At 43.8% G+C, this 15,029-nt stretch carries 14 protein-coding genes; 5 read left to right on the plus strand and 9 right to left on the minus strand.

What is annotated here, in order from left to right:
- Positions 1 to 3: 3 nt before the first annotated feature.
- Both ccoS and ACRD6K_RS15685 read right to left on the minus strand, forming a co-directional pair.
- Positions 4 to 207 carry a cbb3-type cytochrome oxidase assembly protein CcoS gene (gene ccoS, locus ACRD6K_RS15680; RefSeq protein ID WP_299576192.1) on the minus strand — a complete coding sequence of 68 codons (204 nt, stop codon included), beginning with the start codon at positions 205 to 207 and terminating at the stop codon, positions 4 to 6.
- Between the two features lie 153 nt (positions 208 to 360).
- On the minus strand, positions 361 to 2,760 hold the full coding sequence (locus ACRD6K_RS15685) for a heavy metal translocating P-type ATPase (protein WP_430974020.1): 2,400 nt from the start codon (positions 2,758 to 2,760) through the stop codon (positions 361 to 363).
- A gap of 348 nt (positions 2,761 to 3,108) precedes the next feature.
- Between ACRD6K_RS15685 and ACRD6K_RS15690 the strand changes: the two genes are divergently transcribed.
- From ACRD6K_RS15690 to ACRD6K_RS15705, 4 genes are all read left to right on the plus strand, one after another.
- Positions 3,109 to 3,333, plus strand: coding sequence for a DUF4492 domain-containing protein (locus tag ACRD6K_RS15690; RefSeq protein WP_430974021.1), 225 nt, complete (start codon positions 3,109 to 3,111; stop codon positions 3,331 to 3,333).
- 6 nt (positions 3,334 to 3,339) lie between these two features.
- Complete coding sequence (locus ACRD6K_RS15695) at positions 3,340 to 4,911, plus strand: cytochrome ubiquinol oxidase subunit I (RefSeq protein ID WP_430974022.1); 1,572 nt, start codon at positions 3,340 to 3,342, stop codon at positions 4,909 to 4,911.
- Positions 4,911 to 6,038, plus strand: a complete 1,128-nt coding sequence (gene cydB / locus ACRD6K_RS15700; protein WP_430974023.1) for a cytochrome d ubiquinol oxidase subunit II — start codon at positions 4,911 to 4,913, stop codon at positions 6,036 to 6,038. The genes ACRD6K_RS15695 and cydB overlap by 1 nt, the downstream gene beginning before the upstream one ends.
- A 647-nt stretch (positions 6,039 to 6,685) precedes the next feature.
- Positions 6,686 to 8,122, plus strand: coding sequence for a TrkH family potassium uptake protein (locus ACRD6K_RS15705; protein WP_430974024.1), 1,437 nt, complete (start codon positions 6,686 to 6,688; stop codon positions 8,120 to 8,122).
- Positions 8,123 to 8,285: 163 nt separating this feature from the next.
- Here ACRD6K_RS15705 and ACRD6K_RS15710 read toward each other — a convergent pair whose 3' ends face one another.
- From ACRD6K_RS15710 to rsfS, 7 genes are all read right to left on the minus strand, one after another.
- Complete coding sequence (locus ACRD6K_RS15710) at positions 8,286 to 9,032, minus strand: CDP-alcohol phosphatidyltransferase family protein (protein ID WP_430974025.1); 747 nt, start codon at positions 9,030 to 9,032, stop codon at positions 8,286 to 8,288.
- Positions 9,032 to 9,688 (minus strand): phosphatidylserine decarboxylase family protein, encoded by a 657-nt coding sequence (locus ACRD6K_RS15715; RefSeq protein WP_430974026.1) that lies wholly within the window; start codon positions 9,686 to 9,688, stop codon positions 9,032 to 9,034. Before ACRD6K_RS15715 ends, ACRD6K_RS15710 begins: the two co-directional genes overlap by 1 nt.
- A 187-nt stretch (positions 9,689 to 9,875) precedes the next feature.
- On the minus strand, positions 9,876 to 10,688 hold the full coding sequence (locus ACRD6K_RS15720) for a phosphatidate cytidylyltransferase (protein ID WP_430974027.1): 813 nt from the start codon (positions 10,686 to 10,688) through the stop codon (positions 9,876 to 9,878).
- A complete protein-coding gene (locus ACRD6K_RS15725) occupies positions 10,685 to 10,891 on the minus strand; it encodes a putative signal transducing protein (RefSeq protein WP_299576210.1) in 207 nt (68 codons plus the stop codon). The genes ACRD6K_RS15720 and ACRD6K_RS15725 overlap by 4 nt, the downstream gene beginning before the upstream one ends.
- A 9-nt stretch (positions 10,892 to 10,900) precedes the next feature.
- Complete coding sequence (locus tag ACRD6K_RS15730) at positions 10,901 to 11,536, minus strand: LutC/YkgG family protein (protein WP_430974028.1); 636 nt, start codon at positions 11,534 to 11,536, stop codon at positions 10,901 to 10,903.
- Positions 11,537 to 11,547: 11 nt separating this feature from the next.
- Positions 11,548 to 13,575 carry an ATP-dependent zinc metalloprotease FtsH gene (ftsH, locus tag ACRD6K_RS15735; protein WP_299576214.1) on the minus strand — a complete coding sequence of 676 codons (2,028 nt, stop codon included), beginning with the start codon at positions 13,573 to 13,575 and terminating at the stop codon, positions 11,548 to 11,550.
- A gap of 5 nt (positions 13,576 to 13,580) precedes the next feature.
- A complete protein-coding gene (gene rsfS, locus ACRD6K_RS15740; RefSeq protein WP_299576216.1) occupies positions 13,581 to 13,958 on the minus strand; it encodes a ribosome silencing factor in 378 nt (125 codons plus the stop codon).
- A gap of 320 nt (positions 13,959 to 14,278) precedes the next feature.
- On the opposite strand from rsfS, the gene ACRD6K_RS15745 reads away from it, so the two are divergent.
- The gene (locus tag ACRD6K_RS15745) at positions 14,279 to 15,022 is read left to right on the plus strand and encodes a biotin--[acetyl-CoA-carboxylase] ligase (RefSeq protein WP_430974029.1); all 744 of its coding nucleotides are present in this window, start codon (positions 14,279 to 14,281) and stop codon (positions 15,020 to 15,022) included.
- The last annotated feature ends 7 nt before the right edge of the window (positions 15,023 to 15,029 follow it).

Below are 15,029 nucleotides of genomic sequence, written 5' to 3' on the forward strand. Positions count from 1 at the left end.
GATTTATTTAGATTGCTTTTTTTGCGGCTTGTCCGTTGACAAGTCACTTTCGTTTTCTTCTTTTGGAGTTGGATCATCAAATAAAATGCGGACGGATGGGGTGTATGAATCGTCAAACTGGCCGTTGCGCACGGCCCAGATAAAAGCCAGGAGAAAAGCAGATGCCACTAATATTCCAATAATAATTAATACAAATACTACTGACATACCTTTTTGTCTTAGTTAAAGATTTAGTTTTTTCTCTTTGCTTAACTGTTGCGGGTCACAACACGTATCCACAAATCAATTTCAAACAACAAGCCGGGGTGAACTTTGTTTCCTAAAATAAGCATTTTTTTTGAACAGTTTTTAACAATAAGCTTAAAGCCCTCTTTTCCTGACCATCAGGTTGACCGAGAACGTGGCAAAAGCAACGACTGTAACCGAACTTAGCGGCATTAGAATGGCTGCAACAATAGGGGACAAGTTGCCCTGAACAGCAAACGAAATCCCGACAATGTTGTAGAGGAAAGAGATTAAAAAAGCAAGCCGGACAATGGTCATACTTGTTTTTGTAAACTGGATAAAACGTTGCAACGAAGCAAACTTGTCGGCTTGCAAAATCGCATCGCAGGCTGGCGTGAAATTGTAAATGTTGTCGGCAATCACCAGCCCGACCTGGCTTTCGTTGAGGGCACCAGCATCGTTCAACCCATCACCAATCATCATGGCCGGTTGGCCGTTTTGCTGAAGTTGCTGAATGTAGTTGAGCTTGTCGGTGGGCGACTGGTTGAAATTAAGACGGGCATGATCCTTGAACAGGGGGACCAGGTTGTCACGTTCCGACTCGTTGTCGCCACTAATCAAATGCAATTCGTAGCTGGAATCCAGGTTTGAAATGGTATCCTGCAGTCCTTCGCGGTAGCTGTTCTCAAACTGGAAATAGCCCAGAATCTGTTTCTCGATAAAGACCCAAACCTGTGTTTTCAGTTCCTTGTCGCCCGACTGGTCTCCGGTGACAAAATATTTGGAGCCCATCGTGATGGTTTTGTTGTTCACCTTGCCGGTAATTCCCAGGGATGGAATTTCCTTGAAATCGGCTACCTCCAGATTTTTAGGCTCTTCCAGCGATTCGTAAATCGTTTTGCTCAAGGGGTGGGTGGAGTGAAATGCCAGTGATTTGATCAGCTGTTGCTGTTCGTCAGTTAAAGTTTCTCCCTTAAATTCAATGCGGGAAGACTGGGCATGCGTGATGGTTCCGGTTTTATCAAAAACTATGGTTTTGATCCGGTATAGTTTCTCAATGACTTCTGCATTTTTCAGGTAAAATCCCTTGCGGCCAAATTGGCGCATGGTACTACCAAAAGTAAACGGAATGGTGAGCGCCAAGGCACAGGGGCAGGCAATAATCAGAACCGAAGTAAAGGCAAACAGCGCTTTTTCGGGGTTGGAAAAGTTCCAGTAAATGGCTGCGCTTAAAGCAATGGTAATGATAATGACGGTGAAATACTGGCTTACCTGATTAATGGTATTGGCCATGGGAGCTTCTTTGGCTCGCTGTTGTCCTTCCTGGTTCCAAAGTTGAGTAAGGTAGCTTTGTTCCACCTCTTTTTGAACTAAGAGCTCAATGGCACTGCCTTGCTGACGTCCTCCGGCGAAAACAAAATCACCTGGGTTTTTACTAACGGGGATTGATTCACCCGTAACAAAACTGTAGTCAATATTGGCGTTTCCTTTTTCAATGGTGGCATCAGCCGGAATTAGCTCCTGGTTGCGAACGAGAATCCGGTCGCCTGCCTTTAGCTCGTTCAGGGGGATGGTGGTGTTTCCGTCCGCACTTACTTTGGTCACAGCAACTGGGAAGTAGGATTTGTAGTCGCGCTCAAAAGTCAGTGCTTCGTAGGTAATACTTTGGTACCATTTGCCAATGAGCAGGAAGAAAACCAGTCCGGTCAGTGAGTCGAAGTAGCCAATTCCTTGGTCGGTAAGTACTTCATAAGAGCTTTGAAGAAATAGTGTAATCAGTCCCAAAGCAATGGGTAAGTCGATGCTGATAATTTTTTTACGCAGGCTTTTGTAGGCTGACAAAAAGTAGTCGCTGGAACAGTAGAAAAGCACGGGGAGGCTTAACAGAAAACTGAGCCAACCGAAAATAACACGAAAGCCGGTTTCCAGGCTTTCACTGCCGGGAAGGTACTGCGGAAAGTGATACATCATGGCGTTCATGAAGCTGAAGCCGGCAATCCCGATTTTGATGAGCAAGGTTTTGCTGCTTTTTCCCTTTTCCGTTTTTTCCAGCGATTGTTGACTGATTTCGGGCACATAATGAATGGAGGCCAGCAGTTCAACCAACTGGCGAAGACCTATTTCTTCATCTCGAAACGTGATGCTCACTTCCTTTTTCGGAAAATTAACCGAGGACTGAATGATGCCCCGGTGAAGGGTATTCAGATTTTCGAGCAGCCAAATGCAAGAAGCACAATGGATGGAGGGAACGAAAAAACGAACCTTTGAAACTCCGGCGTCGGAGAAGTCGAGCAGCCGGCTTTGAATTTCTTCTAAATCCAGGTAGGCGAATTTATCATCAGCGGGTAGCTGGTCGGTTTGTATTTTGATTCCCGGGGCGGTTTGTATTTGATAATATTGCCCCATTTGGTTGTCATTCAGAAGCTGATAGACCGTTTGGCAACCCTGGCAACAAAAGGATTTGCCCTCCCATTGAATTGGCGCTGGTCCGCAATCTTCTCCGCAGTGGATGCATGCTTGATGATCTTGTTTCAAGGCAAAAGTTTTTAGTCGTTGATTTAATTTATCAGTACAACACCGATCGGATTTAAAGGTTGCAAAAAAAACGGACAATTGATTGGTTAAGGAGCAAATGGCTCTGAGTGGTTTTTGAATTTTATTTAGAGATCATAAGTTCGTTTAATAACCGGTTGTCTGATGTTTTTAGCCAGCCGGTTGTTTTAAGTTTTTAGCGTACAGTTCCTTATTGATTTAACGATAAAAAGGTACTTAATTCATTAGTGTGTATGATTGATTTTACTTCAATGAATTGAATAGGAACTTGTTTGACTTTTTGGTATTTTCGGAAGGAAATTGAATTGATGAACAAAATAGAATGCCGTTATGTCGAAAAACGAATGGCCCGGATTGTGGCGTTTTTATTACGATGGATTTAAAAATATGAGCAGGTGGGGCCGTCAAGTCTGGTTGATCATCCTCATAAAAATCTTCATCCTCTTTTTTGTACTGAAGTTGTTTTTCTTTCCCAACTTTCTGAATACCAATTTTGAAACGGATGAGGAGCGGGGAAATCATGTGTTGGAAAATTTAGTAGAACCGATAAAATAAAAGATCATGTTAGAATCGATCGACTTATCATTAGTTAACTGGTCGCGGGCGCAATTTGCGCTGACTGCCATGTATCACTGGGTGTTTGTGCCACTCACCTTAGGACTGGCCGTGATTATTGCCATCATGGAAACCCTGTATGTGAAGACTGGTGACGTGGAGTGGAAAAAAATTACCAAATTCTGGATGACCTTGTTCGGAATTAATTTTGCCATTGGGGTAGCCACCGGTATCATATTGGAGTTTGAATTTGGAACCAACTGGTCCAACTATTCCTGGTTTGTGGGCGACATTTTTGGAGCTCCCCTGGCCATTGAGGGGATTTTTGCCTTTTTTATGGAATCGACTTTCATTGCAGTCATGTTTTTTGGCTGGAACAAAGTGAGTAAGAAGGTTCACCTTACGGCTACCTGGCTAACGGCCTTTGGGGCCAGTTTGTCGGCCCTGTGGATTTTGGTAGCCAATGCCTGGATGCAGAATCCTGTTGGGATGCACTTTAATCCGGAGACTGTGCGCAATGAGATGATTAACTTCTGGGAAGTCTTGTTTTCACCTACAGCAATCTATAAGTTTCTGCATACCATTACTTCGGGGTTTGTGTTGGCCGGTGTTTTTGTTATCGGCATCTCTGCCTGGTTTTTGTTGAAAAAGCGGGAAGTGGTATTTGCCCGGAAAAGTATTGTGGTGGCTGCTGTTTTTGGAATCGTTTCATCCATTTACCTGGCATTTACCGGCGATAGTTCGGCGCGCGATATTGCCCAAAACCAGCCGATGAAGTTTGCGGCTTTCGAAGGCTTGTACAATGGTAGTGAAGGAGCCGGACTGATTGCAATGGGGTTTATGTCGACTACTGAAACCGACCCATCCAATGAAAACCTGCTGGATTTTAACATGAAACTTGAGATTCCCAACATTCTTTCCTACATGGCTTATATGGATTGGAATGCTTTTGTTCCGGGAATTAATGACCTGATTGATGGTAACGAAAAGTACGGCTATATGTCAGCCGACGAAAAAATTGAGCGGGGAAAAGTAGCCATGGCTAAGCTAAAAGCTTTTAAAGAAGCCAAAGATCAGGGCAATGAGCAGCTAGCCAAACGCCTGAAAACAGAATTTATGGATCCTGATTTTCAGCAAAACTACTTCAGCTACTTTGGTTACGGCTACCTTACCGATAAAAACATGCTTATTCCCAATGTGCCCTTGTCATTCTATAGTTTCCACGTGATGGTGGGGCTGGGTTTTTACTTTATTGTGTTCTTCTGTTTTGCCCTGTTTTATGCGCTGAAAGGACGCTTGGAGCAGAGACGAAAATTTTTACGCCTGGCCATCTGGTCCATCCCCATGGCATACCTGGCTTCTCAGGCCGGTTGGATTGTGGCTGAGGTGGGGCGCCAACCCTGGGTGATTCAGGATTTGATGCCAACGGTGGCTGCCGTAACTAAAATTAGTACAAGCGCCGTGCAAACCACCTTTTGGCTGTTTGCAGTCATCTTTACCCTTCTGCTTATTGCAGAACTTAAAATCATGTTTCGACAAATTAAAATCGGACCTAAAATGGATGGAGGGCAGCACTAATGTTTGAAAATTTATCATACCTCGCTTTACAACAATACTGGTGGGTGATCATTTCCCTGCTAGGCGCTTTGTTTGTTTTTCTAACCTTTGTACAAGGTGGGCAAACCTTGCTTTACACGATTGGTAAAACGCCCAATGAGCGGACCATGCTGGTCAATACCTTGGGGCGTAAATGGGAGTTTACCTTTACCACGTTGGTAACTTTTGGTGGTGCCTTTTTTGCCTCTTTTCCCTTGTTTTATGCCACCTCCTTTGGCGGGGCCTATTGGGTGTGGATTGCCATTTTGTTCTTTTTTGTGATTCAGGCAGTTTCCTATGAATTTCGAACCAAACCGGGCAACTTTTTAGGACGAAAGACCTATGAAATGTTTTTGTTTTTGAATGGTGCTTTTGGAACCATCTTGATTGGAACTGCCGTGGGAACTTTTTTCAATGGCGCACAATTCAGCCTGAATGACATGAACAATGTCAATTGGGAAACACCCTACCGTGGGCTGGAAGCGGTTTTGACCTTCCATAATGTGGCCTTGGGCTTGTCGGTTTTCTTTCTTTCGCGGGTGCTTGGTGCCTTGTACTTCATGAACTCGGTGGATAGCCCCATGATTTTGGAGCGCTCGAAGAGGCAGGTGCTGTTTAATGCGGTACCCTTTTTAGTGGTCTTTCTGTATTTTTTAATCTACTTGTTGCTGAAGGATGGCTTTGCTTACAACGCAGAAGGGGTTTATATTGAAAAGTACAAGTACCTGAATAACCTGCTCGAATTACCTGTTGTGGCAGTTTTATTGCTACTGGGCGTGGTGGGCGTGCTGTATGGTATTGCCGTAGCCCTGCTGAAAAAAAGTACATCGGGCATTTGGTTTGCCGGTGGAGGAACGGTGCTGACTGTTTTTGCTTTATTCCTGATCGCAGGACTGAATGGAACGGCTTTTTATCCCTCGGCTTTTGAATTGCAGGATTCGTTGACCATTGAAAATGCCTCTTCCAGTCACTTTACACTGAAGGTGATGAGCTATGCCTCTTTGGGCGTTCCGGTTGTGATTGCCTACATTTGGTGGGTTTGGAAGGCGATGAATTCCAAAAAGATAGATGAGGCCGAAATGCAGGACGAAGATTCGCATGCCTATTAAAATGAGAAATCTTAGTGATTGCTGTTTAACTTTTTAACCTATTGAAATTATGTATTGGACTTCAATTATATATTTAATCTCTTGGCCGGCTTTGGTCTTGGTATCCTACTTTTTGGTGAAATGGGTAATTAAAAAATATACGCCTTTTTTGGAGAAAATAGAAGAGGAAAACTCTTGAAAAATACCTAGAGATTTGGTTTTAATTGGGCTGCAACTATTGATTTGCGGCCTTTTTTTGTGCTATGGTGCTTTGCCAGTCGTTGAACGAAGTTGTTTTTCTGCAGAAATCAGCACTTTTACAGGGATGATTACAGGTATTTGCCCGGAAGCAAGGTATGTTCAGGATTAAGGATTTCTTTACTTAAGGAACTTTCCGGGAATCAATTCGGTATGCAACTAAATGATAACCTATATTTGTCCGGATTTTCCAGTCACGTTTATTGGTTCCTGTTTTGCCCACGAAGAAGTTGATAAAGCGCGATCAATTTCAGCTTGTAGCTTGTAAAGCAATGGATGGGTGTGAACATGATTTTTTCAGGTTGTCATTTTTGAAATTCATGGTATCTGATGAATTTTATTGATAACGATGGAGACTATATTTTCGTTAAAACTGGCAGGGAATCTTCATGGAAACTAGCAGCACGTAAATGGATTTTAGACCAGTCTTACATATTCTAATGCGAATCGTATTGATAACAGCGGTTTCGCTTCTGATGTGTGTCCCCGTAGCCTTGATTTATCATGAGCCGGTGTCCCCCTTTTTATATACATCTCTTATCGCAACCATCTTAGCGGCATGTGCCTATGGGGGCAGGGGAAAACAAGAGCTAACAACTTTTAAGCGCCGGGAGGCTTACTTGTCGGTTACCTTATCGTGGCTCATTGTTTCGTTGATTGGTGCTTTGCCTTATTTATTTAGTGGAGCCATTCCCGGAATTACGGATGCTTTTTTCGAGTCGGTTTCCGGATTTACCACCACCGGATCGTCTATTCTAACCGATATTGAGAGCTTGCCCAAGTCGGTTTTGTTTTGGCGAAGCATGACCCATTGGGTTGGCGGTTTGGGAATCATTGTTTTGGTCGTTATCATCATGCCTTCACTCAATATTGGCAGCTACAATTTATTTACGCTTGAGTCTTCTTTTCAGGAAAAAATACATCCGAAAATCAGGTCGGTGGGGCGCCGATTGTTATACATTTATTTGTCGCTCACCTTTATTGAAACGTTCTTTCTGCTTCTTGGAGGAATGAACCTGTTCGAAAGCCTCTGTCATTCGTTTGGTACAGTGGCTACGGGAGGCTTTTCACCCAAAAACACCAGCATTGGCGACTATTCGCCTTACATTCAGTATGTCATTACCATTTTTATGCTGTTGGCCGGAACCAATTTTGTGGTTCATTACTACGCTGTGAAAGGGCAGTTCCGGAAGATAAAGCAGAATGAAGAGCTGCGGTTTTACTACAAGGTAACCTTTGTTGCCGGGATTGCCATTACGGCTATCTTGTTTTTTCAAACTGACCGTTCCCTGGAAACAGCTTTTCGCGAGTCTTTCTTTCAGGTGGCCTCCATCATTACCTGTACCGGTTTTGCAACGGCTGATTACTTGCTCTGGCCATCTGTTGGCTGGGTAATTATCTTTTTCCTCATGTTTTTTGGTGGCAGCACCGGGTCTACTGCCGGAGGAATAAAAATGGCTCGCCATCTGGTTGCCTTAAAAAATGTCAAACATCATTTTCGTATTCTGAATGCACCCAATGCGATTATTCCGCTACGAATCAATTCGAAGCCGGTAAGTGCGCAGGATAACAATGGTATTCTGACTTTCATTTTATGGTATTTTATGCTTTTTCTGGGGGGAAGTTTACTGATGGCGTGGTTGGGATCGGATGTGCCTACTTCCTTAAGTTCGGTGGCAACAGCCATGGGGGGCATTGGGCCTGGCTTGGGATCGGTTGGACCGGCCAGTAATTTTGCCCACCTGTCGGACAGCTCCAAATACGTGTTGTGTGGAATGATGCTTCTGGGGCGCCTGGAAATCTATACCATGGTAATGCTTTTTAATCCTTGGTTCTGGAAGAACTAAAACGGAACGGTGTTGGTGCTTTTCTGGCTTGGCGAATACCATTGCCTGTCAATGTTTGCAATGGCATTCCACTACTTTCACGAAAGAAGGATGCAGCATTTATCTTGAACCAAGGACAAAAGCCTGCTTGATTGTGCATTCAGGATGTGAAATGGTTCCCGTATCAGGCTGTCAACTTCTGAAGCAGGGAAAGCACGATGTAGCCCACAATAATCAGGGGAAGTGCATAAAACTGCAGCAAAATGGCCAAGACCAGACAGAAGGCGATAAACACAAAACGGACTTCGTTACCCGTCCATTTCAGGTGTTTGAATTTCAGTGAAAACATGGGGATTTCGGATAGCATCAGGGCCGATAGCACGATCATGACCGTTAACAGGTTGAAACGGTTTAAGATGATTTTGGTGACCACTTCATTTGCTCCCAGTTCCAATATCAGTCCCAGCGAAGCATAAAAAATGGCATTGGCCGGAATGGGTAAGCCCAGAAAACTTTCGGTTTGCCGGGTGTCAACATTGAATTTAGCCAGACGAAAAGCTCCTGAAATAGGAACCAGCAGAACCGATAACAAGAATATCCATTGTAGTGGGGTGGCTTCAATTTCAAAGATGGCTTGATTTTTTCCAAAGAGAGCCAGCTCGAGCATGGTAAACAGCATAGCGGCTGGCGCCAGTCCAAATGAAACAAGGTCGGATAAAGAATCCATTTGTTTGCCTACTTCAGAATAGCTGTTGAGCAGCCGGGCTGCAAAGCCATCCAGAAAGTCGAAAACCGAAGCAGCCAGAATAAAAATAGCCGCCCAACCCAATTGTCCTTCAATGCCAAAAAAAACGGCCAAACTTCCGGAGGCCAGGTTCATGGCTGTGATAAAGTTTGGAACCCAGAAAAAAAGTTCGCTGATTCGTCTCATTATTTTAATTTTCCAATGATGGTTTGTGATCCGGTCACCTTGTCACCCAGCTTCACCTGGATGTCTGTATCCAACGGGAGGTAAAGGTCAACACGGCTTCCAAATCGGATAAAGCCCATTTCCATATCCTGGCTTACCACTTGTCCGACATGCAAAAAGTTTAGAATCCGACGGGCCATGGCACCTGCTACCTGATTGGCCATGATTTCACGACCATCTTTCATTCTTATGGCCATGCAAGTACGTTCGTTTTCGTCTGCCGACTTGTCTTTAAAAGCCGCGTAGAAATGTCCTTCGCGGTGCTCCAGAAAACTGACTGTTCCCGGAACCGGTACCCAGTTGATGTGTACATTCAGCGGCGACATGAAGATGGATACTTTTTTGCACGTGGTTTTCAGGTAATCTTTTTCTTCACATTCTTCAATGACACAAATGGTTCCATCAGCAGGAGAAATCACGTTTTTGTCATTAAGAGAAACTGTGCGGTTTGGATAACGGAAAAACTGCAAAACCAAGACTAACACAATCAAACTTGCAACAGATACAACTGTGCCAATAATCAGGCAGGAGCTCAATAGCCAAGCCGCTACGTTTACTAAAAGAACGATCAGGATCGTATTGCGAATGATCGATTTTCCCGCAGGATGAAATTTCATAATGTCAAATATCTATTGTAAATAAATACAAATTTAATGTTTCGGGAGACCTGTTTTTAGGTTCCCCGATAAATCAGTGCAAAAGTAAGGAAATTAATTATAGTCCCGTAGAATGAACCGTTTTTAGGGGCCTTTTTTACAGAATATTCATGCAGCTGATACTCGATTGAATAGCAGTTTGCCGGACTTAGATGAATAGTTTGATGTACAGTACCACTGAGGGGACGGCAAAGAAAAGGCTGTCAAAACGGTCGAGAATGCCACCGTGCCCGGGGAGGAAATTACTGCTGTCTTTTAAGTTGAACTGACGTTTGAATAAGGATTCAGTCAGATCGCCAAAAGTAGCTGATACCACCGTAATGGCTGCCAGAATTAACCAATGATGCATGGCAATTTCAGGGATGAAATAATAACCAATCACTGCAGCAGCGCCAAAGGCTGAAAATGCACCTCCAATAGCTCCTTCCCACGATTTTTTAGGCGATATCCGTTCAAACAAACGGTGCTTTCCAAAGCTCATTCCAAATAGGTAAGCTCCCGAATCATAGGTCCAGATAATGACAAAAAGCGCCAGAAGCGGTGCGGGATTATAGGTGTGATTGGTGAATACCAACAGGCTAATCATGCTAAGTGGGAGGGCGATGTAAATAAGGCCTAAAACGCCGGCTGCCATGTTTTCAAAAGGAAACGGCTTTTTCCGGTACAACTCAGCAATAAAAACCAACAGAAATATGGGAATGAGTCCGTAATAACTATTGAGCGGAAGGACACCGGCGCCAACCAAAAAGAACGTAGCAAAAAAAATACAGCCAATAGCTGTTGCTAAGAGGTGGTTGGGCGAAATCTTTGCATTCTTAAAGAAATTGAAGAATTCCTTCAATCCAATAACTAGGATAAAAAGAAAAAGAATACCAAAAGTGTACTCACTTAATAAAAGACTACCGATGACAACCCCAGTGAAAGCTATTCCGGTAAGCGTTCTGACAAGAAGGTTTTTCAACGTTTTAGCTTTTTGAGGATTTTTTCTGCGGCTTGCTGATCTTTTTTATTGACATAAAGTTCAATGAGGCCGATTGTAGGGATGACTGAGTCGTGCTGATTTAACGTGAAAGATTCAATGTCATTTTCATCCAGCAATTCCTTGGCAATCTGGATTTGATAATCCTGATCGGAAGAATAAACAATGATTAAATCCTTTTCCATGGTTGGGTTTTAAAACGGTTCGTCAGCTAAAAGTACAAATAATTTCTTGGGTCCGTGCATTCCCATGACCAATGTTTTTTCAATATCTGCTGTTCGGCTTGGTCCAGTAATGTTGGTTATCATGCTTGGAAGCCCCTTCGGATACTTGGCATCCATCTGTTCCAGAGCATCGTCAAGGTAGTTGACAAGCTGCCCGGTGTGGGCAACAACAATGTGTGTTTCAGGGAATACATGCAATCGCCGTCCCGATACCGAAGCGGAACTGACCAGGATTGAGCCCAAATGGGCCACCAAAAATTCGCAGCTGGTAATGCCCACGCCTATGTGTTTTAAATCGGCTAAAGATTTTTCAAAGGAAAGCTTTCCTTCCAGTACTTTTTGCAAATGTGGCTCCAAACATATCAGGTTCGCCAGATTTTCGGATTGCACCAGGTGCCTTAATTCATCCAGAGCCTCCTCCAGGTTTTTCACGCGTACCACCTGCCCGCCTATCAATTCAAGATTATCCTTGAAGGAGTCAGCAGCTTGCTTGTCAAATTCCAGGTAGATGGGCGATTCAAAATCGGGGCGGGCTTTGGACTGCCCACCCCTTTTATTTTGTGCTTCTTTTAAGCGATTGATTATATTCTCTTTCGATGAACTCATGAAAAATGGACTTAGGCTGAAGTGGCCTGATCGGTCTCTTCAGTAGTTGTTTTAGGCTCGATGACAGTTTGATTTTCGGCAGTCAGTTCTTCGCGAACCCATGGACGTTTTCCAAAGATTTCTTCCAGATCCTCGCCAAAAATAACTTCTTTCTCAAGCAGGCGTTCTCCCAGTTTTCGGTGGCCTTCAGCATTGTCTTTTAAAACCTGAAGAGCGCGTTCGTACTGCGCGTCAATCAGCGCTTTAGCTTCAGCATCAATCAACTCAGCAGTCTTCTCACTGTACGGTTTGGTAAACCCATACTCGTTTTGACCGGTTGAATCGTAGAAACTTACATTGCCAACTTTCGGACTCATACCAAAAATGCTAATCATGGCATAAGCTTGCTTGGTAATTTTCTCCAAGTCGTTTTGTGCGCCTGAAGAGATGGTACCAAAAATGATCTCTTCCGCAGCCCTTCCGCCTAATGCCGAACACATTTCGTCGAGCAACTGCTCTTTAGTTGTCAGCGAACGTTCTTCCGGAAGGTACCAGGCAGCGCCCAGTGCTTTTCCGCGCGGAACAATGGTTACTTTAACCAGCGGGTGAGCGTGTTCAAGCAACCAGCTTATGGTAGCGTGCCCAGCCTCGTGAAAGGCGATCCGCTTCTTCTCGTCTTTGGAAATGATTTTGTTTTTCTTTTCCAGACCGCCAATAATCCGGTCTACGGCATCCAAAAAGTCCTGACGACCAACTTTGTCTCTATCTTTACGGGCAGCAATCAAGGCTGCTTCGTTACATACGTTTGCAATATCAGCACCTGAGAAACCTGGGGTTTGCTTGGCCAGGAAGGATGCATCTACCTCATCCGACAGCTTAATCGGACGCAGATGTACCTGGAAAATCTCGCGACGCTCATTCAGGTCTGGCAGTTCCACATGAATCTGACGATCGAAACGTCCGGCACGCATCAGCGCGCGGTCAAGCATATCCGCCCGGTTGGTGGCTGCTAAAATGATTACCCCTGAATTGGTGTCGAAGCCGTCCATCTCGGTCAGCAATTGGTTCAAGGTATTCTCCCGTTCATCATTCGAACCCATGTTGGGGTTCCGTCCCCGGGCACGACCAATGGCATCAATCTCATCAATAAAGACAATACAAGGTGCTTTTTCTTTGGCTTGTTTAAACAGGTCACGAACACGAGAAGCTCCTACACCAACGAACATTTCAACAAAGTCAGAACCTGACATGGAGAAAAAAGGAACATTGGCTTCACCGGCAACCGCTTTGGCCAACAAGGTTTTTCCTGTTCCCGGAGGACCTACCAGCAAAGCGCCTTTCGGAATTTTACCTCCCAGTTTGGTGTATTTAGCCGGGCTTTTCAAGAAAGAGACCACTTCTTCAACTTCCTGTTTGGCTTCTGCCAAACCGGCTACATCTTTGAAGGTGGTGCTTACCCGTGAGTCTTTATCAAAAACTTTGGCCTGTGATTTTCCAACGTTGAAAATATTTCCGGCACCGCCGCCTCCGCCAGCTCCTTTGCTCATGCGGCGGAAAATCCACCACCAAATGGCAATGATGATCACAAAGGGAAGAATCCAGCTAAGGAGTTCTCCGAAATAATCATGAACCGTAGCGTACTCTACCGGTACTTTATCCGAATCGTTGAAGTTGGCTTGCGCTTCCTGAAGGTTACTTTCGAAAGTTTCTACAGAGCCAATGGTATAGACAAAGTGCGGACCAATTTTCGAAGGAGCTCCGAAACCCGTATTTAGCTTGTCTGCATATTCGTCGTAGCTGTCTTCTTTAAGGTAAACCTGTGCTTCATCGCGGTTTACCACAACGATGCGTTCGATGTCGTGGTTGGCCAGCATGGTGTTTTTAACCTCATTCCAGGTTGTTTTTACCGGGCCGCCTCCAAAACTAAAGTAGTTGATAGCCAGGAAAATGACAATCACTACTCCATAGATCCAGTAAGGGTTAAATTTTGGCGGTTTGGCCCCTGGCTTAAAATTCCCCAGGTTGGGCCGCTGTTTATTTTTGTTGTTATCTTCTGCCATTTCGTCTAATTTTCTGTTTGTATTTTTTCGATGGCTGCGTCAGCCCAAAGATTTTCCAAATCGTAAAACTTGCGTGATTCATGTTGAAAGACGTGCACCATGACATCAACGTAGTCCAATAGGATCCAGACTGAGTTTTGGTAGCCGTCTTTGTGCCAAACTGTTTCTCCAACCATTTCTTCAACAGTATCTTCTACTGAGCGTGCAATGGCATCCACCTGGGTGGTGGAGTTTCCGTGGCAAATAATAAAATAATTACATTCTGAATGATTAATTTTTGTTAAGTCTATTTTTACGATGTCCATTCCCTTTATCCGTTGAATCCCTTCCAGAATGGCATCAATTAATTGTTTGCTATCGTTTGCTGCTGGTGTTTTTTGCATAGATTTATTTTAGAACTACAAAGATAAATTTTTTCACTTATTATGATGGAATTACTTGGTTTCATTCCATACGTTAGTTCCAGCGTCTTTTTTGCTTGAGTACAGATAAATTTTCATGATTTTTGTTTATTCTTGAATGCTGATTTTTGTTTCCTGTTTTTTCTGCCTAAAATCGGTCGAAATAACCATGAAAACATAAACACAGCAAGATCATTATTGTTTTTTTAGCTGCAAAGCAAGTGTGCTTTCGCTAGCTTAAAGATAAACACTTGAATCATAAAAAAATAGTTTATTTTCAGCTTATTTAAAACCTGGAACGTATGGGGCAACACATCGGTGAAACCATTAAAATAATTGAACGCACAGCAAGTACCAATAACTATGCCACCAGTCAAGTGCGTGAAAATGATGTAGAAACAGGGACTGTCTTTTTGGCATACGATCAAACGGCAGGCCGTGGACAGTTTGCCAACCGCTGGGAAAGTGAAGCCGGAAAAAACCTGACATTTTCACTGGTGTTGCGTCCGGGATTTCTGGAAATCTACAAGCAGTACATGCTGTCGAAGATGGTGTGTCTGGGCTTAGAGCGCTTTTTAAGTGCTCATACTGAGGGTGTGAAAATTAAATGGCCCAATGATATTTACGTACACGACCGAAAGATTTGTGGTATTTTGATTGAAAACTCTATCATGAGCGGACAACTGAGTCTATCGGTAATTGGCATTGGACTGAATGTAAACCAAACGGTCTTTTTGTCTGATGCGCCTAATCCCGTTTCCTTAAAGATGCTTACCGGAGTGGACTATTCGCTTGAAACCATGTTGAAAGAGCTTTTGCAGCACATGGACAAGTATTATCAGCAATTGGTGCAAGGCCGCTTCGATGTGTTGGATGAAGAATTTGAGCAGAAGCTTTACCGGTTGGAAGAATGGCATCCTTTTCAGGATGAAGCCCACCATTATACGGGCAAAATCATTGGTGTAAATGCCATTGGGCAACTTCGGATTGAAGAAAAGGATGGCCCTGTTCATGAATATCATTTCAAAGAGGTGAGCTATTTGTAGGGCTCTT

The sequence above is a fragment of the Sunxiuqinia rutila genome (assembly GCF_050589705.1).
Taxonomy (GTDB): Bacteria; Bacteroidota; Bacteroidia; order Bacteroidales; family Prolixibacteraceae; genus Sunxiuqinia; species Sunxiuqinia rutila.